Source organism: Idiomarina rhizosphaerae, assembly GCF_024159085.1.
Taxonomy (GTDB): Bacteria; Pseudomonadota; Gammaproteobacteria; order Enterobacterales; family Alteromonadaceae; genus Idiomarina; species Idiomarina rhizosphaerae.
In genome coordinates this window covers 74,728-96,756 of record NZ_JAMZDE010000007.1, presented here as the reverse complement: position 1 = coordinate 96,756, position 22,029 = coordinate 74,728, and the positions used below count along the sequence as shown (strand labels likewise).

Annotated in this window: 22 protein-coding genes; 14 read left to right on the top strand and 8 right to left on the bottom strand. The window is 46.6% G+C overall.

Going from position 1 to position 22,029, the window contains the following annotated elements; translation table 11 throughout:
• The first annotated feature begins 47 nt into the window (after positions 1-47).
• A complete protein-coding gene (locus NJR55_RS08085; protein ID WP_253619442.1) occupies positions 48-704 on the top strand; it encodes a Fe2+-dependent dioxygenase in 657 nt (218 codons plus the stop codon).
• 21 nt (positions 705-725) lie between these two features.
• Here NJR55_RS08085 and NJR55_RS08080 read toward each other — a convergent pair whose 3' ends face one another.
• Positions 726-1,148, bottom strand: coding sequence for an MAPEG family protein (locus NJR55_RS08080; protein WP_253619440.1), 423 nt, complete (start codon positions 1,146-1,148; stop codon positions 726-728).
• Between the two features lie 31 nt (positions 1,149-1,179).
• Positions 1,180-1,482 carry a putative signal transducing protein gene (locus NJR55_RS08075; RefSeq protein WP_253619439.1) on the bottom strand — a complete coding sequence of 101 codons (303 nt, stop codon included), beginning with the start codon at positions 1,480-1,482 and terminating at the stop codon, positions 1,180-1,182.
• 109 nt (positions 1,483-1,591) lie between these two features.
• Here NJR55_RS08075 and NJR55_RS08070 point away from each other — a divergent pair, with 109 nt between their 5' ends.
• Positions 1,592-1,858: a DksA/TraR family C4-type zinc finger protein gene (locus NJR55_RS08070; protein WP_253619437.1), complete on the top strand. Its 267-nt coding sequence runs from the start codon at positions 1,592-1,594 to the stop codon at positions 1,856-1,858.
• A 1-nt stretch (position 1,859) separates the two neighbouring features.
• Here the strand turns inward: NJR55_RS08070 and NJR55_RS08065 are convergent, their stop codons facing one another.
• Positions 1,860-4,349, bottom strand: coding sequence for a bifunctional diguanylate cyclase/phosphodiesterase (locus NJR55_RS08065; RefSeq protein WP_253619435.1), 2,490 nt, complete (start codon positions 4,347-4,349; stop codon positions 1,860-1,862).
• Between the two features lie 40 nt (positions 4,350-4,389).
• Complete coding sequence (locus NJR55_RS08060) at positions 4,390-5,112, bottom strand: sulfite exporter TauE/SafE family protein (protein WP_253619433.1); 723 nt, start codon at positions 5,110-5,112, stop codon at positions 4,390-4,392.
• A gap of 92 nt (positions 5,113-5,204) precedes the next feature.
• Between NJR55_RS08060 and ftsB the strand changes: the two genes are divergently transcribed.
• The 9 genes from ftsB to rpoS all read left to right on the top strand — a co-directional run bounded on the left by ftsB (position 5,205) and on the right by rpoS (position 11,748).
• Complete coding sequence (gene ftsB / locus NJR55_RS08055) at positions 5,205-5,486, top strand: cell division protein FtsB (RefSeq protein WP_253619858.1); 282 nt, start codon at positions 5,205-5,207, stop codon at positions 5,484-5,486.
• Between the two features lie 18 nt (positions 5,487-5,504).
• A complete protein-coding gene (gene ispD, locus NJR55_RS08050) occupies positions 5,505-6,266 on the top strand; it encodes a 2-C-methyl-D-erythritol 4-phosphate cytidylyltransferase (RefSeq protein ID WP_253619431.1) in 762 nt (253 codons plus the stop codon).
• A gap of 14 nt (positions 6,267-6,280) precedes the next feature.
• Positions 6,281-6,760 (top strand): 2-C-methyl-D-erythritol 2,4-cyclodiphosphate synthase, encoded by a 480-nt coding sequence (gene ispF / locus NJR55_RS08045; protein ID WP_253619429.1) that lies wholly within the window; start codon positions 6,281-6,283, stop codon positions 6,758-6,760.
• On the top strand, positions 6,760-7,812 hold the full coding sequence (gene truD / locus NJR55_RS08040; protein WP_253619426.1) for a tRNA pseudouridine(13) synthase TruD: 1,053 nt from the start codon (positions 6,760-6,762) through the stop codon (positions 7,810-7,812). The genes ispF and truD overlap by 1 nt, the downstream gene beginning before the upstream one ends.
• Positions 7,809-8,561, top strand: coding sequence for a 5'/3'-nucleotidase SurE (surE, locus tag NJR55_RS08035; protein WP_253619424.1), 753 nt, complete (start codon positions 7,809-7,811; stop codon positions 8,559-8,561). The genes truD and surE overlap by 4 nt, the downstream gene beginning before the upstream one ends.
• Positions 8,561-9,202, top strand: a complete 642-nt coding sequence (locus NJR55_RS08030) for a protein-L-isoaspartate(D-aspartate) O-methyltransferase (protein WP_420844464.1) — start codon at positions 8,561-8,563, stop codon at positions 9,200-9,202. Before surE ends, NJR55_RS08030 begins: the two co-directional genes overlap by 1 nt.
• Positions 9,199-9,783 (top strand): YqaA family protein, encoded by a 585-nt coding sequence (locus NJR55_RS08025; protein WP_253619420.1) that lies wholly within the window; start codon positions 9,199-9,201, stop codon positions 9,781-9,783. Before NJR55_RS08030 ends, NJR55_RS08025 begins: the two co-directional genes overlap by 4 nt.
• Positions 9,784-10,701 carry a peptidoglycan DD-metalloendopeptidase family protein gene (locus NJR55_RS08020; RefSeq protein WP_253619418.1) on the top strand — a complete coding sequence of 306 codons (918 nt, stop codon included), beginning with the start codon at positions 9,784-9,786 and terminating at the stop codon, positions 10,699-10,701. It abuts the gene before it with no gap.
• A 78-nt stretch (positions 10,702-10,779) separates the two neighbouring features.
• A complete protein-coding gene (gene rpoS, locus NJR55_RS08015; protein ID WP_253619416.1) occupies positions 10,780-11,748 on the top strand; it encodes an RNA polymerase sigma factor RpoS in 969 nt (322 codons plus the stop codon).
• 40 nt (positions 11,749-11,788) lie between these two features.
• Here the strand turns inward: rpoS and mutS are convergent, their stop codons facing one another.
• Entirely contained in the window at positions 11,789-14,407 is a 2,619-nt protein-coding gene (gene mutS / locus NJR55_RS08010; RefSeq protein WP_253619414.1) for a DNA mismatch repair protein MutS, read from the bottom strand.
• 30 nt (positions 14,408-14,437) lie between these two features.
• On the opposite strand from mutS, the gene NJR55_RS08005 reads away from it, so the two are divergent.
• Together NJR55_RS08005 and recA are read left to right on the top strand one after the other, a co-directional pair.
• Complete coding sequence (locus NJR55_RS08005) at positions 14,438-14,944, top strand: CinA family protein (RefSeq protein ID WP_253619412.1); 507 nt, start codon at positions 14,438-14,440, stop codon at positions 14,942-14,944.
• 99 nt (positions 14,945-15,043) lie between these two features.
• Positions 15,044-16,162 carry a recombinase RecA gene (recA, locus tag NJR55_RS08000; RefSeq protein ID WP_253619410.1) on the top strand — a complete coding sequence of 373 codons (1,119 nt, stop codon included), beginning with the start codon at positions 15,044-15,046 and terminating at the stop codon, positions 16,160-16,162.
• Between the two features lie 62 nt (positions 16,163-16,224).
• Here the strand turns inward: recA and NJR55_RS07995 are convergent, their stop codons facing one another.
• Positions 16,225-17,547 carry an anti-phage deoxyguanosine triphosphatase gene (locus tag NJR55_RS07995; protein WP_253619408.1) on the bottom strand — a complete coding sequence of 441 codons (1,323 nt, stop codon included), beginning with the start codon at positions 17,545-17,547 and terminating at the stop codon, positions 16,225-16,227.
• An 80-nt stretch (positions 17,548-17,627) separates the two neighbouring features.
• Here NJR55_RS07995 and rssA point away from each other — a divergent pair, with 80 nt between their 5' ends.
• Positions 17,628-18,602, top strand: coding sequence for a patatin-like phospholipase RssA (gene rssA, locus NJR55_RS07990; protein WP_110014036.1), 975 nt, complete (start codon positions 17,628-17,630; stop codon positions 18,600-18,602).
• 65 nt (positions 18,603-18,667) lie between these two features.
• Here rssA and ggt read toward each other — a convergent pair whose 3' ends face one another.
• Positions 18,668-20,377, bottom strand: a complete 1,710-nt coding sequence (gene ggt / locus NJR55_RS07985; protein ID WP_253619406.1) for a gamma-glutamyltransferase — start codon at positions 20,375-20,377, stop codon at positions 18,668-18,670.
• 105 nt (positions 20,378-20,482) lie between these two features.
• On the bottom strand, positions 20,483-22,012 hold the full coding sequence (gene putP / locus NJR55_RS07980) for a sodium/proline symporter PutP (protein WP_338034531.1): 1,530 nt from the start codon (positions 22,010-22,012) through the stop codon (positions 20,483-20,485).
• Between the last annotated feature and the right edge of the window lie 17 nt (positions 22,013-22,029).

Sequence of the window (22,029 nt, the reverse complement as noted above, 5' to 3'; positions counted from 1 at the left end):
TATATTTGCAGAAATGATAACTATTCGCAAGTTAGAAGTGTGGAAACATGATAATACAAATTAGCAATGCCGTTGATACAGATACGGTAAAGAGTATTGTTGCGGGTCTTGATGCCAGGCAGTTTAGTGATGGCAAAAAAACCGCAGGCTGGGCAGCGAAAGATGTAAAAAACAACCAGCAACTGTCGGGTAAAAAGTCTGAGGCGGCTACTCAGGTATTGCTGGACAGGCTTCAGCAAAATGCTCTGGTGCAATCGGTTATGCGGCCAAAGCAGGTGGCGCGGGTGACTATAAACCGATATCAGCAGGGTGAGTATTATGGTACTCATATGGATGATTCCTTAATGAACGGTGTAAGAACTGATATTTCTTTTACGCTGGGCTTGTCGCCATTATCGGATTTTGATGGTGGAGAGCTGGTTATTGAGGATGCCAGTGGCGAGCGGAGCTGGAGATTGGGGCAGGGGGATATTCTCATGTATCCGAGCCATTACCTACATCGGGTTAATCCGGTTACTAAAGGTTCGAGGCTGGCAATGATAGGTTGGGTGCAAAGCTTGGTTAAACAGCCGAATTACAGGGAGCTACTCTTTGATATAGAACAATCGTTGAAAGCTGAATTTGATGCAAACGGTAAGTCTGAAAACTTTGATCGCCTGACCAAGGTGTTTCATAACCTGTTAAGAGAATGGGCTGATGTGTGATCAGCCCATTTAGCAGAGTATTTAGATGAGAGTGATGCCGCACAAGACCAATAACGCAACATTAGCTGCCAAACCAATCATAAAGAAATAGCTGCGGGGGCTGGGGTTTTTCTCCGTTGCTATGGCGTAGTAAAGAACCATGTGAATTAAGCGGGCAACAACGAAAATCCAGATAAACAGCCCTGTCCAGAAGGCGCTGGTACCAATAAAGAACGCAAGAAATACTGTGCCCAGCATCAGCGGATAGTTTTCTAACGAGTTCATCAGGGTACGGTGAGCTCGAAACACAAAAGATGAATGACTCAGTGAATCGTCGATTTTGCCTGGAACAGCACCTGGTTGTTTCGCTTTTTGACCGCTGGCAATAACCCACTGAACCAGCAAAATGACCAGTGCAATAAGTACGCCCCAATAAGCCATTGTATAAGTTTCACTTCCGTTCATTTTATGTCTCCTTTTGTTCCGTATGATTTGGTTAAGCCGGGGTTCCGCAACTCCAGCAGACTTCAAAAGCGGCTCCGTTAATTTCCTGACAATTATTGCAACGCCAGTCCGCTCCGTTAGCCTGTTCTTCCATTTTTTCAATCAGTGTTGTTGCGACAGCGAGTTGAGCATCTTCAACAAGCCATAATTCAGGCCAGGTATCTAATGGTGCTAAATCACCCGCGGCGCCACTGGAAAACTCATTTTTCATAACCGTTTCAATGCCTTCCATTTGCAATAGATTACGGGCGTTCTCCACTAATAGTTTGTTTTCATGGGTATAAATAAGTTTCATAGGCGTTTCTTATAGGTAAAACCTGAATAGCAGTTAATTTTTACGTTATAGTTAATGTATCAGACTCAGCGTCTGTTTGTGTTCTCCATTTTTTTCTAAGGAGTTGTATATGGCGGGTGGCTGGTCGCACGATGGTGCCGTACAGGAACAAATTGATGCCAGTACTGAAGATGAAGTAAAGCGTGTACGCAGCAAGCTTGCCGGCGGGGAAAGTCTGGAGTTTTGCGAAGAATGTGGCGAGCCTATTCCAGAAGCCCGACGCAAAGCGATTCCGGGTGTTCGTTTGTGTGTGGAATGCCAGGCGGAACTCGACAAGCAGGACTCAAACAAAGCGGGCTTTAACCGGCGGGGAAGTAAAGACAGCCAGTTACGTTAAGCTATGGGGCTGTCTTATCTGCCAGAAATTCAGACTCAGGTACAGGCTTACTGAACAGGTAGCCTTGAAAGGTATCGCAATTTAGTCGCGTCAGATAGTTAAACTGTTCTTCGGTTTCCACTCCCTCAGCAACGATGTTCAGTTTCAGGCTTTCTCCTAACTGGATAATGGTGTGAACAATCTGAGCTTTTTCCCTGCTATCCAGCATGTTACGTACGAAAGATACATCAATTTTCAGAGTATCGAACGGAATTTGCATAAGATAAGAAAGAGACGAGTAACCGGTACCGAAGTCATCCAGAGCGAACTCAATACCAAGACGCTTCAAGCGTTTTATTTTATTGGTGACGCTGGAAATGTCATCCATCAATAAGCTTTCAGTGAGTTCCAGCTTTAACCGATGAGGCTGTATTTTGTACTTCTCTACCAGAAGTTGAACCTGCTCGACAAACTCGGGTTGCTGAAACTGTTTGGCACTGACGTTAATCGACAGTTGCATCTTTGCTTTGTCCGGGTTCTGTTGCCATTGCTGGAGAATTTGGCAGGCGCGCTCAGTAATCCAGTACCCCAGAGGAACAATCAAACCGGTTTCTTCGGCTAAAGGAATGAAATCAGCAGGAGAAACAAAGCGGCCATCACTCTGTCTCCAACGGATGAGTGCCTCAGCTCCGGTGGGTTTTGACTCAACATTTACCTGAGGTTGCAGATAAAGTTCGAATTCGTTCTGTTTTATTGCATTACGTAATTGCTCTTCCAGTTTCACTCGTTTGCTGACCGCATCGGCAAAGTCCTGACGAAACAGTGAGACTTCTCCGGTGCCTTTGCGTTTCGAGTGGGATAACGCAAGGCCTGACTGTGTCATTAAGGTTTCAGCATTCGATTCGCTGTCGCCAAACAGGGAAGCTCCTGCGCTAAATGAGCAAAGGTGCGTGTAGCTGTTTAGCTGATAGGGCTGCTGCAGTTGATCCTGTAATTGATAAATTCGGGTTAGCAATTGCTGTTTTATGTTGACTGAATTACCACGCTCAAGACCGGTTAGCACAACAGCGAATTCGTTCGCGCTCAAACGTGCCAGGAATGAGTTGGCTTTGGTTGAGCTTTTCAGCCTTTCTGCCACGCGTTTTAGCAGCAAATCACCCATGTCCGAACCCAGGGTGTTATTCAGTATTTTAAATTTATCGATATCGCATAGAATTAATGCACCGTTTTGTCCGTCTTCTTTATAAGTTGCGAGCTGATCCTGTAAATGATCCAACAAAGAGCGGCGGTTCGCTAATCCGGTTAACGCATCGTTGTAAGCCAGGTAACGGATACGCTCACTGGACTCAACTTCTGCACTAATGTCTGTGATCGTTGCTACAAAATGTCGTTCTTTTTGTTGGTTGTAGCGTACTTCTGAAATACTTAAACGGACAGGGAAAGTTTTACCAGAGCGCTTTCTCACATTAACCTTACCTTGCCAGGCAACTCTGCGGGCTAGTGTGTTCTTAATATTCTCCAGTAATTTATCGGCGTGCTCAATATAGTCTTCAATATTGAGTTTACTTCCTTTTATCCGATCCAGGTCATCTCCGGTGAGTCGCGTAAACGCCTGGTTAGCTAACAAAACACGATTGTGTTCGTCGAATAGCAACAAGCCGTCATCTATGGCGCTAATAACCTCATAAAGTTGCTCTGCCGACATTTGAGCTAACTTTTGCTGTTGCTGTAAGCGTCTGTCTATCTGAGAGGCTATAATGGCCATGAGAGCGGTTAAACAGGAGCCAACTCCGACAACGTAAGCCAGCCAGTTACCATGGCCGGTGAAGACCGCATCGGGCTCCCGGGTGGGGTAAAAATTGGCTGCTATCATGGCGGTATAGTGCATACCAGAAATAGCCAGAGCAATAATGGCGGCAACAACAATTTGTGCACTTCTTCGTTTGAACCAATTGGTTCTTTCCGACTTTTTATAATGACGATATGCCAATAAAGCAATAATGCCCAGCGATACGGCGACAACCACCGAAAGTACAAACCAGAGAGGGTCATAACGAAGGTGGGCTGGCATTTCCATTGCAGCCATTCCGGTATAGTGCATCAGACCAATACCTGCGCCTAAAACGGTGCCTGCAACCAGAGTCGCGCTAACCGACGACAAGGACACTTGAATCTTCATGGCAATAAAGCTGCCGACAATGGCTGGAATAACTGAAATAAGAGTTAACAACACGCCATGACTCATGGGCAGTTGAAGCTCAAAAGCCAGCATGCCAATAAAATGCATACTCCAGACACCAATGCCTGAAATGACGGCGCTGACAACTAGCCAACTATAGCGAGCAACCTTAGACTGATATATTTGTACACGTTCCAGTGTGAGTATCGCGGTATAAGAAGCAAGCAGTGCGACACAATAGGAGAGTACGACTAGCCCTGGGTTATGGGAGCCATTTATAGGGAGTTGGGTAAATTGACCCAAATCGAAAAATGCGTACAGGGTTTCAAGCATAAATTTAATTTTACCAGAGCCGTTGGCTGGAATACTAAAACTATTTAATACTTTGCACTACGACACTGAGTCCCGAAAGTATCATTAGTACCAGTGTAAATTGCCTAAAACGTTGCTCTGACACATGCTGTTGGAGTCTTTGCCCGACGCTGGCGCCAATGAGCGCGCAGGGTAGTAAGGTAAGCACCAGATAAAGATGGGGCTCGGCATAAATAGACTGACGCGAGAAGTTCGCGACGTTTGCCATGGCAATGCAGCAGAAAAACAGACTGAGCGTAGCGCGAAACTGCTGTTTGGGAATACGGGCATTGGCCAGAAATAAAACAATAGGAGGCCCGCCTAATGTCATTAGCCCGTTGAGCAAGCCAGAGCCGGTACCCACCGCAATATGTCCGGGCGCATGTTCAGCCGTTGGTAGTTGTTTACCGCTGGCTAAAGCGAGTGCAACAGCGAGTATAACGAAACCAAGAACCAGTTTAATAAACTGCTCGTTTACGGTTAACAGTAAAGATCCCGATACCAGAGAGGCAATGACACCTGACAAAATTAGCCACTTCCATTGAGACGGGCGAGCCGCCTCCCTGTTTTTCCAATAGATCCAGCCGCCAATCACGATATTAATGACAGACAGTGCGGGCGTAAGTACGCTAATAGGGAACCACAGCGCCAGAATTGGGACGGCTAATAAACCGGAGCCAAAACCGCTTACCCCCTGAACCAAAGCTGCGAAGAAAAATACTATTGCGGCAGCGAAATACTCCAAATGAACCTCTTTTGTCTTATAATGCTGAAAACGGCTTTTCAGTCACGCCAATAGTCTTCATAATGATAACAGGAAAAACAACGGAGCTGAGCATGCGGGTGACTCTGGTCGTGTTGTTGGCCTTGTTCCTTGCGTTACAATACCGTCTGTGGTTTGGCAAAAACAGCCTACCGGATTATTGGCGGTTGCAGCAAGAAGTCAGCAATCAGAAAAATACAAATGAAAATCTGGAAAGACGTAATCAACTCATTTACGCAGATATTGAAGATTTGCGCGAAGGGGAAGATGCGTTGGAAGAGCGTGCCCGTAACGAATTAGGGATGGTAAAAAAGGATGAAATTTTCTTTCGTCTTGTGCCTGATCGTAATCCATAGCCTGAGCGGGTGAGCGAGATGAAGAGTGAGTCAGAAAGCCACGCATACAGCCCGCTTGATTCGTTAATGGCTGTGATCCCTGCGGCTGGCAACGGAAGCCGGATGCAGGCAAACATCCCTAAGCAGTTTCTCACGGTCGCTAACCGGACTTTGCTGGAGTACAGCATAGAAGCCGTATTGAACGATGCGCGGGTTGAACAGGTTTTCGTTGCGGTTTCTGACCCTAATGCTGAATACCTTATTGAACTTAAAAAAAGCCTGCCAACAAAGGTTCATTTTGTTAAAGGTGGCAATAGCCGCGCCGAATCCGTATTGTCAGGAGTTAAAGTTGCTGTTTCGCAAGGGGCTACCCATGTGCTGGTGCATGACGCGGCACGCCCATGCTTACCGAAAACGGCATTAACAGCTGTTATTAATACCGGATTAAAGGACCCTCAAGGTGCAATTCTTGCCATTCCGGTAAGGGATTCCTTAAAACGCGCAGTTATCTCTGTCAATGATGAAGCCGGTGTTACCCATATAGAATCCAGTGTTGACCGTGAAGCATTGTGGCAGGCACAGACACCGCAAGTTTTTAATGCAGAGCGTTTACAACAGGCCATTGAGCACATGGGTGCGTTAAACCCTCAGTTAACTGATGAAGCTTCTGCTATGCAGTGGTGTGGTTTCCAGCCGGCGCTGATTCCCGGCTCTATCCGCAACTTAAAAGTGACTCACCCGGAAGATTTTGAATGTGTTCGCGACTGGTTATTAGCGAACAATAATGATCATAAAAATTAAAGAGGACATCGTTCATGAAAATCCGTGTTGGTCATGGTTATGACGTTCATCGTTGGGGTTCTGATAAGCCTTTGATTTTAGGGGGCGTTGAAATAGAACATCACCAGGGACTTATCGCTCATTCTGACGGAGATGTTGTTCTGCACGCTGTCACTGACGCGGTATTAGGTGCTTTAGCTTTGGGTGATATTGGTCAGCACTTTCCTGATACCGATGAGCGCTATGCTGGTGCGGATAGTGCCGAATTACTGAGTCATGCGGTAAGTCTATGTCAGGAGAAAGAGTTTAAGACCGGTAATATTGACGTAACCGTTGTCGCTCAGGCTCCCAAGATGGCTCCTCATATTGACGATATGCGGGCCAGCATCGCCCAGTGTTTAAAAACCTGCATCGATAATGTGAATGTCAAAGCGACAACGACAGAGAAGCTTGGCTTTGTCGGGCGTGAAGAAGGTATTGCCTGTCATGCCGTAGTTCTGATGGAGTCATTTTAATGTTGGCACCCTCACAAGTGTCTTTAGCTGAGCTACCACGTTTACATAAAGGCGACAGACCGCAGGCCGAATTTAAACAGACGCCGGAAGATTTTCAGGTTATTGAACAGCTGGATGTTGCCGATGACGGTGAAGGTGAGCACCAGTGGCTTTGGGTTAGGAAAACCGGAGCTAATACAAATTTTTGTGCGGAAAAAATTGCCCGTTTTGCCCGAGCATCAGAAAGAAATGTCAGTTATTCCGGGTTAAAAGATCGTCAGGCAGTGACCTGGCAATGGTTTTCCATTCAGCTACCCGGCAAAGAAACGCTTAACTGGAATGAGTTAAACGATAAAGAAATGTCGGTTGAGCGAGTGATACGCAGAACTAAAAAGTTAAAGACGGGTTTTCACCGCGCGAACCGCTTCGTTATTCGGTTAGCTAATGTCAGCTCCCGAGAGGCGCTGGAACAACTCTGGCAAGGAGTGAGTGAGCGGGGCGTAATAAATTATTTTGGCGAGCAGCGCTTTGGCCGTAACGGAGATAACGTTGCCCAGGCAGAGCGCTGGCTTATGGCGAGCCGCCCTCCGCGGATCAGCCGCACTAAGCGAAGCCTCTATTTGTCTGCACTGCGCAGCTATTTATTTAACGAGATAGTGGCTGAGCGAATACGTCAGTTTGGTGTAGAAGGCACTTTGGCAGGTGATTGTGTCATGCTGGAAGGCTCGCAGTCGGTTTTTACCGTAGAGCAATGGGATGATGAACTTAAACAGCGGCTGGCAAATAATAATATTTACTTAACGGCACCTTTAGCAGGAAGCACAAATAAGCCCTTAGTGAAGGGAGAAGCCGACGCCTTTGAACAAAGCTTATTACAACCTTTTGATAGCTGGTTACAGGCACTGAGAAAGTTGCGCGTAGACGCGGCTCGCCGGGCTATTCTGTTGCGCGTAGAAAAACCAGAAGTTAGTTGGCAGGGCAAGGACGCAGAACTTCGTTTTACGCTTCCGTCCGGTGCTTATGCAACAACCGTATTAAATGAAATTGTGGACTTAAGTGGTGAATCCAGATGATGAAAATTTTATTAAGTAATGACGACGGCGTACACGCTCCGGGTATTCTCGCGTTGTACCAGGCTTTAAAGGAAGTGGCAGACGTAAGAGTGATAGCTCCGGACCGTAACTGCAGTGGTGCCAGTAACTCATTAACCTTACATAATCCCTTGCGGGTGCGTCGGCTGGATAATGGTTTCTATTCTGTTAATGGTACGCCCACAGACTGTGTTCATTTAGGCACAAATTCGCCGATGGCTGAAGACGTAGATTTAGTCGTGTCCGGTATTAATGACAGCCCTAATATGGGTGACGATGTGCTTTACTCGGGTACAGTGGCAGCCGCAATGGAAGGGCGCTTTATGGGGCTGCCTGCTATTGCTGTGTCAATGGGTGGTCGTGGACACGACTACTATGATACCGCCGGGCGGGTCGTGGCAGAAATTGTCGCTAATATGGAAAACGATCCGCTGCGACTTGATACAGTACTGAATATCAATGTGCCTTACACGACTTACGATAAGCTAAAAGGCACCTGGGTGACTAAATTGGGACGTCGGCATCGCGCAGAGACCATGGTTCACGACCGGGACCCTTTTGGCAGCGAAATTTTTTGGTATGGTCCAATTGGGCATCATGCAAGTGATGAGGCTAATACCGATTTTACCGCGATTCATGAAGGTTATGTCTCTATTACACCGTTAAGCCTGGATATGACCGCGCAACGACACACCGATACACTGACAGACTGGTTAGAACAACAAAAATGATGATTAGTAATGGGCAGTCGCGGGTTAAGCGACTGATTCAACAATTAGAAGATCTCGGCATTACCAACAAAGAGGTTTTGCGGGTGATATCTGAAACCCCAAGACATCTGTTTATGCCCGAGTCGTTAGCTCACAAAGCCTATGAAAATACGGCGTTACCTATTGGTAACGGACAGACTATTTCGCAGCCATTAATGGTGGCAACAATGACGCAGTTATTAATGCAGCACCATTGTAAAAATGTGCTGGAGATAGGCACAGGGTCGGGTTATCAGACGGCGGTTCTGGCTCAGCTGGTTGATAAAGTTTTCAGTGTTGAGCGTATTGCCACATTGCAGTACCAGGCCAAGCGACGTATGCGGCAGTTGGATTTACATAATGTCGCCATGCGTCATGGCGACGGCTGGAAAGGCTGGCGCAGCAAAGGTCCGTTCGACGGCATTATTGTTACCGCAGCCGCCAGTGATATACCTCAGGATTTAGTTGATCAGCTTGCCGATGGCGGCGTGATGATTATTCCGGTCGGCGAGCAGAACCAGTCGCAGAGCTTGGTAGTTATGCGCCGTTTTGGTGATTCTCTGGAACAACAGCGTATTGGTGATGTACGTTTCGTGCCTTTGGTTAAAGGAGATGTCATTTGAAGCTGTTCTCCGCGCTGTACGATAAAGTATTATCCTGGACTCAGCATCCCAGAGCAGACATTATCCTTGGCCTGTTGAGTTTTGCAGAGTCGGTGATATTTCCTATTCCACCCGATGTCATGCTGGCGCCAATGGCTATGACTCAGCCTAAAAGGGCGTGGCGATTAGCATTTCTGACGACAGTTACTTCAGTTGCAGGCGGAATTTTAGGCTACTTTCTCGGCTATTGGGCCTATGAATCATTGGTTCTGCCGGCGGTTGAGGCACTTGGCTACGAATCGAAACTGGTTACTGTTCAGGGCTGGTTTTCGGACTGGGGTGTGTGGATAGTGTTTATTGCAGGCTTTTCTCCCATTCCTTATAAATTATTTACAGTAACGGCCGGTGTTATGCAGATAGCGTTTTTCCCTTTTGTTATTGCATCGGCTATCAGCCGCGGTATGCGCTTTTATTTGGTCGCCTGGTTGTTACGTACCGGTGGTCCCGAAATGGGCATAAAACTTCGTGAATATGTTGACCGCATTGGCTGGACACTGGTAATACTGGTTATTATTGGGTACGTAATAGCGCAGTTGGTATAAATGATGTTGGTATCGTCCGGGGCAATTAAGCAATCTGTATTATTGGTGTTTGCCATAATTCTACTGCAGGCCTGCAGTGGCCGGTCAGCACCTGCACCGGTCGAAGAGCTTTATACCGGAAAAACTTACCTCGATTTTGAAGCCAACTCGATTAACGACAATGAGTATGAAGTTCAGCCCGGAGAAACACTCTATTCAATCGCCTTCCGGGCTAACCTGGATGTCCAGGATATTGCCCAAATCAATAATTTACACAAACCTTACACTATTTATCCGGGACAAAAGTTGAGTCTGGAGAGCGCACCGCATCGGGGCGCCACCACAGCCAGAAAGGCGCAGCGAACAGCTAGTGCTAAACAGAATAAAGAAGACTCTGATTACACACAAAATAATATAAAAACGCCCGTTGCTAATAAGAAACAGAAAGGGTATGGTCAAAAAACGAGCACAAGAAAAACGGTTGCAAAACAAACCGATAAGGGTAGCAAGAGCCAACCGATACAGCGAATTGAACGGCCTGAAGTGGCGCAGCCGAGCAATAACAATATTATTTGGCGCTGGCCTTCATCGGGAAAAATAATAGCTGACTTTTCGTTGCGTGAACAAGGCAATAAAGGAATAGATTTTGCCGGTAGCAGGGGAGATTCAGTTAACGCTGCGGCGGCAGGAAAAGTGGTTTATGTTGGAAGCGCATTACACGGGTTTGGTAATTTAATCATTTTGAAACATAACGATGATTTTATTACTGCCTACGCTCACAACGAAGACATTCTGGTGAAGGAAAAAGAATGGGTGGACGTAGGAGAGACTATCGGACGTATGGGAGATTCTGGTAGTTCTCGTGTGAAATTACATTTTGAAGTTCGTTTCCGTGGTAAGTCGGTCAATCCGAGGCATTACTTACCCAAATCTCGCTAGTCATGTGGGAATAATAATAACAAGATAAGGAAGTCGACGTGTGTTGTAACACGGTGTTCAGTATAACAGGAGCTTGTTATGAGCCGCATAAAGGAAGAAGCAGTTGAAAACGTCGAAGCTAATGAAGAAGAGTCTATTGTAGATAGCACGGACAGTGCTGCAGAAGAGTTGGAAGAGGCGTTATCGTCGTCTTCAACCCAATATCAAAAGAAAATGGACGCGACGCAGTTATACCTGGGGGAAATAGGTTTCTCTCCGTTACTGACTGCTGAAGAGGAAGTCTTTTATTCCCGCCGCGCATTGAAGGGTGACAAAGCAGCTCGCCGTCGTATGATTGAAAGTAATCTGAGGTTGGTTGTTAAAATTGCCCGCCGTTATTCTAATCGCGGACTGCCTTTATTAGATTTAGTTGAAGAAGGTAACCTGGGGCTTATCCGGGCGGTTGAAAAATTCGACCCTGAACGCGGATTCCGCTTCTCAACTTACGCTACCTGGTGGATACGACAAACTATTGAGCGCGCTATTATGAATCAAACGCGCACCATTAGGTTGCCGATTCACGTCGTTAAAGAGCTTAATGTGTACCTTCGTGCTGCCCGTGAACTTGCGCATAAACTGGATCACGAGCCAACCGCCGAAGATATTGCGAAAAGCCTCGATAAGCCAGTAGGCGATATCACCAAAATGTTGCGTCTGAATGAACGCATTGGTTCGGTAGATACACCGATAGGCGGCGATAACGACAAAGCCTTGTTGGATATTCTGACCGATGATGCTGATACCGGACCTGAAGGTGTCTTGCAGGATGAAAACCTAAAAGGGAATATCACTGAATGGTTGCAGTCGTTAAATCAGAAACAACGAGAGGTGTTGGCTCGCCGCTTTGGACTGATGGGCTATGAGCCTTCGACCCTGGAGGATGTTGGGCGTGAAATAGGGCTTACACGGGAGCGAGTACGACAGATACAAGTGGAAGCCCTGCGTAAATTACGCGATTCGTTAAAGCAGCAAGGCCTAACATTAGATTCACTATTTACTGCTCAGTAAACACAACAGTTAATGAAAGTACTTAACGTACTGAAAAGGCTCAACTTTGTGTTGAGCCTTTTTGTTTCTGCTGCCATTGGTACAGAATATCCAACGCCTGTTTCGGCGTCAGATCATTAATATCCAGTTGTTCCAGCTCATCAAGCAGTGGGTCGCGTTTTTCTGCATGAGACGGCATGGTGGTTTCAGGTGGAGGGGTGAGCTCCATGGTGGTTTGTTTAGGTTCGTTTAAAACACCGTGGTGAGTATGCTCCAGCTCTGATAACTTTTGTTTTGCTTTATGAATGACATGATCCGGCACTCCGGCCAATTTAGCTACTTGTAAACCAAAGCTCTGACTGGCTGCTCCTGGACTGACTTTATGCAAAAAGGCGATAGTATCGCCATGTTCTTTCGCATCGACGTGAACGTTTACCGTGGCTGGTAACTCTTCTGCCAATTCCGTTAACTCAAAGTAATGAGTGGCAAATAAGGTCAGACACTGGAGCTGTCGGGACAGGTAATCTGCACAAGACCACGCCAATGATAAGCCGTCATAGGTTGAAGTACCGCGGCCAATCTCATCCATAAGCACCAGACTTTTTGCAGTGGCATTATGCAGAATGTTTGCTGTTTCTGTCATTTCTACCATAAAAGTTGAACGGCCTGAGGCCAAATCATCAGAGGCTCCAATACGGGTAAAGATACGATCGATGTCGCCAATAATTGCCTTATCAGCCGGTACATAGCAGCCCATGTGCGCCAGAATAACGATTAGCGCGGCTTGTCGCATGTAAGTTGATTTTCCCCCCATGTTGGGACCCGTAATCATCAGCATACGTTGCTGCGGTGTCAGCGACATAGGGTTTGCAATAAAGGGGGCATCGCTCAACTGTTCGATAACCGGGTGACGGGCGGCTTCCAATTCAATTAAGCTGGTTTCCTTTTGCAATTGTGGGCGACAATAACGGTAATTGTCGGCCAACTTGGCAAAACAACATAAAGTATCGAGTTGAGCCAGGCCTGAAGCGCTTTTTTGCAGCGCGTTTACCTGTGGCAATAAGTGCTCAAAGAGTTGGTCGTAAAGCCATTTTTCTCTCGCCAGAGAACGAGCCTGAGCATTCAGAACTTTGTCTTCGTGCTCTTTTAGCTCAGGAATAATATAGCGCTCTGTATTTTTCAGTGTCTGGCGGCGCTGATAATCATCGGGTACTGCTTCTGATGACTGTCGGCTGACCTCAATGAAGTAACCGTGAACTCTGTTATAGCCAACTTTTAATGTAGCAATGCCACTTCTTTCACGCTCGCGCTGTTCCAGTTGTTTCAGATAGTCGGTAGCACCGGTTGCAAGGTCGCGCAGTTCATCAAGTTCTTTATCATACCCTTCGGCAATAACTCCCCCGTCGCGGATCAATAAAGGTGGCTGCTCAATAACGGCTTTAGCCAGTAAGTCGACAACTTCTGGAAAGGGTTCAATGATGTCGTGCAGATAACTCAGCGAACGGTGAGACAAAAATGCTCTGACTTCCGGTATTCTAGCCAGACTGTCGCGCAAACGGGCAAAGTCTTTCGGACGCGCGCTTCGTAAGCCCACACGGGCAACAATACGTTCAATATCGGCTAATTGTTTTAATGTTAGCTGTATATTTTCAAAATTCAGATTTTCTTTTAACGCGTCGACAGCGTCATAGCGTTGGTTTAGTTCCTGATGATTGCGAATCGGGCGTTGCAACCAACGTTGGAACTGACGGCTACCCATAGCCGAAACGGTTTTGTCGAGTACCGCCGAAAGGTGTGTATCGCCTTCGCCCATGCTTTGCTGCAGCTCAAGGTTTCTGCGTGTTGCTGCATCGAGAATAATAGCGTCTTGCGGATGTTCCGTTACTAGTGCCTGAATATGAGGCAGAGCAGCGCGTTGGGTTTCTTTTACATAATGCAAAATAGCACCGGCAGCTGCCAGGGTAGGCTCATTATTTTTGATACCAAAGCCTTCTAAATGCTGAGTGCCAAACTGGCGCGTCAGCAGCATAAACGCGGTTTGCTGCTCAAACTCCCAGGCCGGTCGGCGTTTGCATTTTGCTTTTGCCAAAGGCAGCCCGGCTAAGGAAATAGACTCTGGATAGAGCAGTTCGGCAGGTTCTAAACGCTGCATTTCCGCAGCCAGTTGTTCATTGGAATGCGCTTTGGTTAGCCAGAAACGGCCACTACTTAACTCCAGACTGGATATCGCGTATTCCGCTTCTGGCTGTTTCGGATTCAACGGGCAAATAGCAACTAACAGATTCTGTCTTTTTTCTGCTAACAGCGACTCGTCAGTGACGGTTCCCGGTGTGACAATACGCACGACTTTTCTTTCAACCGGGCCTTTACTGGTTGCCGGATCGCCAATTTGTTCGCAGATGGCAACGGATTCACCCATATTGACCAGGCGCGCCAGATAGTTTTCTACTGCGTGATAGGGAACACCTGCCATTGGAATAGGTTCACCATTACTTTGCCCCCGCGCGGTGAGGGAGATATCCAGCAGTTGGGCTGAGCGTTTGGCGTCTTCAAAAAACAGTTCGTAAAAGTCCCCCATACGATAGAATAAAAGCATGTCAGCATGCTCCGCTTTTATACGTAGGTATTGCTGCATCATTGGGGTATGTGATTGGATCTGTTTATCAGAGAATTCAGGCATAATTGATTATTCTTATCTGGAGCCAGTGTTATGTTAGCAACCACGGCAATCGCGCCGCAAACCTTTAAACTCGCGGAACAAGTGGGTTCGAGTCTACAGCAGAAGCAGCAGACATTATGCACCGCAGAATCTTGTACCGGAGGAGGGATAGGATACGCTATTACCGAAGTTGCTGGAAGTTCTGCTTGGTTTAATGGTGGATTAATCACCTATACTAACGCCCTTAAGCAAAAGCTGTTGTTGGTTAAGCCCAGCGTACTGGAAAAGCACGGAGCAGTTTCCGAGGCTTGTGTTCAGCAAATGGCCACTGGTGCCATAGTGGCATGTGATGCCGATTGGAGTATTGCAGTGAGTGGTGTTGCAGGGCCTGCAGGTGGCACAGCGGATAAACCGGTGGGACTGGTGTGGATGGCGATAGCAAATGGTGAAAGCTGTTGGTGCTGGTCTGAACAATTTGCAGGTGATCGCTCTCAGGTGCGTTTACAAACCTTAGATACAGTTCTGGATAAACTTATAAATCTAATTGAATTACAATAACTTACTTTTGTTTTAGTGAAAAAATAAGAACAACGCTTGATACTGTAAATGTGTACAGTATACTGTTTATAAAACCAGTGATTAATAACGGAGCTTATAATGAGCAATGATCGTCAAAAGGCGTTAGATGCAGCGCTCGGACAAATCGAACGTCAATTTGGTAAAGGTTCTATCATGCGTCTGGGCGATAACCAGACTCTCGATATCGATTCTGTTTCAACCGGTTCGTTAGGGCTGGATATTGCTCTTGGTATTGGTGGCTTACCTTTTGGCCGGGTTGTAGAAATTTACGGTCCTGAGTCCAGTGGTAAAACGACTATGACTCTGGAAGTGATTGCCGAAGCGCAAAAAATGGGTAAGACCTGTGCCTTCGTTGATGCTGAGCACGCGTTAGACCCGATTTACGCAGAAGCTTTAGGTGTTAACGTTGATGACTTATTAATATCGCAGCCAGATACCGGTGAGCAGGCTTTAGAAATTTGCGACATGTTGGTTCGTTCCGGCGCAGTCGATATTGTTATTGTTGACTCGGTAGCCGCACTGACACCAAAAGCTGAAATTGAAGGCGAAATGGGCGATAGCCATGTTGGTTTACAGGCTCGTTTAATGTCTCAGGCTTTGCGTAAGTTGACTTCGAACATTAAGAAATCCAATACCATGTGTATTTTCATCAACCAAATTCGGATGAAAATTGGTGTGATGTTTGGTAACCCTGAAACCACAACGGGTGGTAACGCACTTAAGTTTTACTCTTCTGTTCGTCTGGATATTCGCCGTACCGGTGCATTGAAAGAAGGTGACGAAGTTGTCGGCAACGAAACCCGCGTAAAAGTGGTTAAGAACAAGGTTGCTCCACCGTTTAAAGAAGCGCATTTCCAAATTTTATACGGCAAAGGCATTTCTAAAGAAGGTGAGCTGATTGACCTGGGCGTTAAACACAAGATGGTTGATAAAGCCGGTGCCTGGTACAGCTATAACGGCGATAAAATTGGTCAGGGTAAAGCTAACTCAATGAAGTTTTTGCAGGACAACCCTAAAATTGCCGATGAATTAGAAGGTCGTATTCGCGAATTATTGTTGTCGAAACCAGAAAAGAGAACAAAAGAAATTCGAGAAGCTGAGCGCGCTGCTGCTAGAGAAGACGCGAATAGCGAAGTTAAGGCCGACAAGAAAACAGAAAAGAAAGGTAACGAGAAAGATGATATCAGTTTGTCATAACTGATTTATTTTTTGGAATAACAAACCGGAGCTTATTGCTCCGGTTTTTTTATGAGCAAAAGTTACTGAAACGCACTTTTGGGTGAGCTTACTGAGAACAGCTCCTGATAAAGTTTAGCGGCATACCCGTCAGTCATGCCGGAAAGGTAATCAGAAATTACGCGTAGAGCATTTCCACCTTTTTGTCGCTGTTGCAGATAACGTAAACGGGTATTTTCAGGCAATAAGCGTTCCGGCTCTACGGCTAAAACCTCAAATAGCTCCATAACAATTTGTTGGCCTTTAAACTCCTGTGCCTGCATTTCGGGCTTTCGAATCACCCATTTAAAAATAAATTGCTTTAACGAGTTGAGCAGAATTTTTTCGGCGGCTCCTAACTGAACTTCATATTGCAGCAAAGGACAGTCAAAATCGTATTCATTAGAGTTTAGCCTTGCTGAGGTCAGCAGCCGGTTCACTAATCCTCCTACTGCCTGCTTGCGAAGGTGATGGCTGCCAGAAAAAAGATCTTCGGTTAACTTTTGGGCGCTAAAATTGGAAAGCTCTGCTTCAAGTTGCTGTAAATCGGAGAACATGTGTTCTTCCCAGTGATGCCGCTGGATCAGGCCGACAACAATGGCATCCTCAAGATCGTGAACGCCGTATGCGATATCGTCTGCGGCTTCCATAATCGATGCATCAATACTTTTTAGAGCACTTTTTCCGTGGGTAGTTTGTGCGGGTTCGTGCACTAATGCCTGAAAATTTGTCTTATCGTTAGTGCTTAGCGGCTGAAGTACCCAGTTTAACTGTTCTGAGTCATCATCATATAAAGCTTTTGGCGGTAGCCATTCGCGAGTGGGTAAATGACGAAAGTTTGTTACCTCAGGGGGAAGTTCTTGTCTTCGGATTGCGCTGGCTAATACCGGATACTTTAACAGCCCCAACAGAGTTCTTCGGGTTAAGCTCATGCCATGCTCAGGTGTGTAAGCTTCAAGCTGGGTGACAATACGAAATGTCTGGCCGTTACCTTCAAATCCGCCGTTATTGCGCATCATATAATTAAGAGCAATTTCACCGCCGTGGCCAAATGGTGGATGGCCTATGTCGTGAGCCAGACATAAAGACTCGAGCAAAGGTTCTGAAAGCTCTAGTTGCTCAGCTAGTGCCGGATGCTGGTTACTTAAATGAACTACCAGGCTGGCACCAATTTGACTGGCTTCCAGCGAATGGGTCAGTCGTGTGCGGGGGAAGTCATGCATACCAACATACATAACCTGAGTTTTTGCCTGCAGCCGTCTGAATGCCGCACTGTGAAGAATTCGGGCTTTGTCCCGCTGAAAGTTTGTGCGGGTATCGTTAGGGCGCTGCTCCGATGTACCTGACTGACGTTCTGTCCAAATCATCTAACTGCTCAGTGATGTTGTTGACGAATGAGTAATCATAGTACGATAGATGCATTATTAAGAAAAGTAGGAAACAACAGATGTCAGAAGTAAAAGTCGCTTTAGCTCTGGGCTCTGGGGCAGCCAGGGGATGGGCACATATTGGAGTGATCAAAGCGTTAGAAGAGATGGGTGTCCGTATTAATATGGTGGCCGGTACATCAATTGGCTCGTTAGTGGGGGCTGGTTATGCGTCCGGGCGGTTGGCGGAGATAGAACAATGGGTTCAGGGCATGAACCGTTGGGAAGTGTTTAATTTGCTGGACTTTGGTTTTAACCACGGCGGTATTATTGGTGGAGAGAAAGTCTTTAACCGTGCTCGAGAGGAATTTGGGCAACGTAATATTGAAGACTTACCTGTTACTTATGGAGCAGTGGCTACCGATTTATATAGTGGTCGTGAGATTTGGTTGCGCAACGGTGACCTTTACGATGCTTCCAGAGCTTCCTGCGCGATGCCGGGAATCTTGTCGCCTAAGTCATTCGATGGTCGCTGGTTAATTGACGGTGGCTTAGTTAACCCGGTTCCTGTGTCTTTATGCCGCGCTTTGGGTGCCGACTTTGTTATTGCTGTTCACCTTAACTCACAGTTGAACTCTAAGGCGCAACAACGAAAAGGACGCAGTATTCCGCCTCAGACAGAAGCTGAACAGTTGGATAAAGAAAAGGCTGATACGGAGATTCAGGATAACGAAAACGGCTTTTTCGATAATATGTGGTCGGGCAGTAAAGAGTATCTGGATAGCTTTAAAGAACGCTTTAGGAATAATGGTGAGAAAGCACCCGGTATGTTCAGTGTTATGGCCAGCTCCATAGATATTATGCAGGAGCGTATTACTAAAGCTCGCATGGCAGGCGATCCACCCGATATCTTAGTGCAGCCTAAGCTCGGCCATATTGGCATTATGGAGTTTTATCGAGGTCAGGAAGCTATTGATCTTGGTTACGAAACAACTACCAGAATGCGTGATTTGATCATGGAAGAAATTGAACTCTATCGTGAGCGCAGAGGTTAATAGGAATCTCTCACCTGAAAAGATAAGGCCGCTTCGTCTGGTCTGAGACGAAACGGCTTTTATTGTTAATAACCAGCGGCGTGCCCATCCTTACGGCTTTCAGAAGCACCAATATAAACATCTTCTTCATGGTCTTTCCAGATAGCCTGATAGCCACCGTAGGGTCCCACGGCTTCCTGCAATGTGTGCCCCATTTTTATTAGCTTACGGCGAGTGTTTTTTGAGAAACCATTTTCCAGACTAACAACGCCACCATCTTCCATTACCGATCCTGTTGGCTGACTCGAGCCTGTATGCAGAATACGCGGCGCGTCACCGGCTTCTTGCAGGTTCATGCCAAAATCAATGAGGTTGATAAGAATTTGTGCATGCATTTGTGGCTGAGTAGCTCCTCCCATAACTCCATAGCTCATAATCGGCTTTCCGTCTTTAGTGACGAAGGCAGGGATAATGGTATGGAAAGGGCGTTTACCTGGTTCAAATACGTTACGGTGGTTTGGATCTAACGCAAAGAGCTCGCCCCGGTTTTGCAGAACGAAACCTAAGCCAGTTGGAGTGACGCCGGAACCCATACCGCGGTAGTTACTTTGAATGAGTGACACCATATTGCCGTCTTTATCGGCAGTGGTCAGATAAATAGTGTCACCCTCCGTTGGCGGGTTACCCGGCTCATATGAGCGTCCGGCGCGTTCAGAATTAATCAACTGCGCACGCTTTTTGCCGTACTCTTTGTCAATAAGGCCTTGAACAGGTACGTCATTGAACGCTGGATCCGAATAGTATTTAGCACGGTCTTCAAACGCCAGCTTTTTAGCTTCAACAAAGTGATGAATGTACTCAGGGCTATCATAACCCATGGCTTTGATATCAAATTGCTCAAGCATGTTCAGGATTTGCAGTGCCGCAATGCCTTGAGTATTTGGCGGTAACTCCCATAAGTCGTAGCCACGGTAGTTAGTGGATACGGGATCAACCCAGGTAGAGCTGTGTTGTGCTAAATCTTCATACGACAGAAAACCGTCGTGTTCTTCGACAAAGTCATTGATAGTACGGGCTATCTTCCCTTTATAAAAGCTGTCACGCCCTTCCTTTGCCAGTGTTTTGTAAGTATTAGCAAGATCGGGGTTTTTAAAACGTTCGCCTTTATCCGGAACGCTGCCGTCACGCATAAAGACATCGGCAAAGCCGGGGATATCTTTCAGTACTTCGGCGTTACGCTTCATGTAATAAGCAATAACTTCAGTAACCGGAAAACCGGATTCAGCATAGTTAATAGCTGGCTGTAATATTTTATCCATGCTTAACTCACCGAAGCGGTCGTGCAGCTCAAACCAGCCATCTACCGCCCCAGGAACGGATAAGGGGAGTACACCGCGAGCCGGAATTGATTCGTATCCGTTTTCTTTAAAATAGTCGAGCGTTAAGCTTTGCGGAGAACGGCCAGAGGCATTGAGGCCATGAAGTTTCTTAGCCTCAGCATCCCAGACAATGGCGTAGAGGTCGCCACCAATGCCGTTTCCGGTTGGCTCGACCAAGCCTAATACCGCATTAGCCGCAATAGCGGCATCTATTGCATTACCGCCTTCCTGCATAATATCTAACGCAACTTGCGTGGCTAATGGCTGGCTTGTTGCGGCCATTGCCGTTGGCCCCATAGCTTCCGAGCGGGTCGCAAAGTGATGTCCGGTAATACGGTCACCGGCAGTACTGGGTAAGGTTGTTGCCGCGCAAGAAAATGCGAGTGCCGCGGATGCAATAATATTTAATTTAGCCATAGTGATTACCTTTTTGTTTTTCTACCACTATAGGCGGGACTTCCAAAACAAAAAAGACCAGCCACGATGGGCTGGTCTTTTTATCAGTTACAAGGCGTAAATAGCTTAGCCTTTTTTGTCTCCATGGTAGTAATCATCAATGACACTTTCCATTTCAACAAATTTGTCCTGAAGCTCCTGTTCTGGTTCAGCGGTAATTTTGCTGAAGATAATAACCGCCAGAGTAGAGAGGATAAAGCCGGGAACTATTTCATAGACGTAAGCTGAGAGGTGCTCACCACCAAAGGTTGGTCCGTAAATCCAGAACAACACTGTGATAGCACCAGCTAACATACCAGCTAATGCACCGTTACGGTTCATGCGTTTCCAGAATAGACTGAGAATAACCACTGGACCGAATGCGGCACCGAAGCCAGCCCAGGCGTTACTGACCAGACTCAGAATGGTATTTTCTGGATCCCATGCTAACCAAATCGCAACTAAAGAGACCGCCAGAACCGATATTCTGCCAACCAGAACCAGTTCTTTATCTGTGGCATCTTTACGCAGGAAGGCTTTATAAAAGTCCTCGGTTAAAGAGCTTGAGCTAACCAGCAGTTGTGAGGAGATAGTACTCATAATTGCTGCGAGTATAGCGGCCAGCAGGAAACCACCAATTAAAGGATGGAACAAGAACTGCGAGAATATAATAAAGATAGTTTCTGCATCGGGCAGGGTCATCTTGGTTTCAGCGACATAAGCAATACCGACGAAACCTGTTGCCATGGCACCAATGATGGAAACTATCATCCATGAGACACCGATACGACGAGCGGCTTTAACATCGCTCACTGAGCGAATTGCCATGAAACGCACGATAATATGCGGTTGGCCAAAGTAACCAAGACCCCAGGCGAGCAATGAGACAATGCCAAGGAAGCCTAACATTTCGCCCGTTTTGGCATCTGTAAAGAACTGAATAAAGTCTGGGTTAATGTCTCCAACCTGACCAACAACGCTGCTATAGCCGCCAAGCTCTGCAAAGGCCACTATAGGTACTAAGACCAAAGCGACAAACATGATACAGCCTTGCACAAAGTCGGTCATACTCACCGCCAGGAAGCCTCCAAACAGGGTATAAGCACAGACTACGCCGGCTGTTACCCAGAGACCCGTGGTGTAGTCCATGCCGAAGGAGCTGTCGAACAGCTTTCCTCCCGCAACCAGGCTGGCTGAAGTGTACAAGGTGAAGAAGATGATAATAACGACTGAAGAAAAGATACGCAGACGACGACCTTTGTCTTTAAATCGATTAGCAAAGTAGTCGGGTATCGTAATTGAGTCGTTAGCAACCTCGGTGTAGGTTCTGAGGCGGGGCGCCACAATGACATAGTTTAAGAATGCACCAATGACCAGACCCACTGCAATCCACAACTGTGACACGCCAGAGACGTAAATTGCACCGGGTAAGCCCATCAACATCCAACCACTCATATCGGATGCACCTGCTGATAATGCCGTAACTGCAGGGCCTAAGCCTCGTCCTCCAAGCATGTAGCCTGAAACTGAGTCGGTAGACTTTTTATAGGCATAAAGCCCAATACCTAGCATGACAATAAAGTACAGCGCTAGTGATATCAGAGTACCTGTTTCCACATTAAACTCCCGTTTTT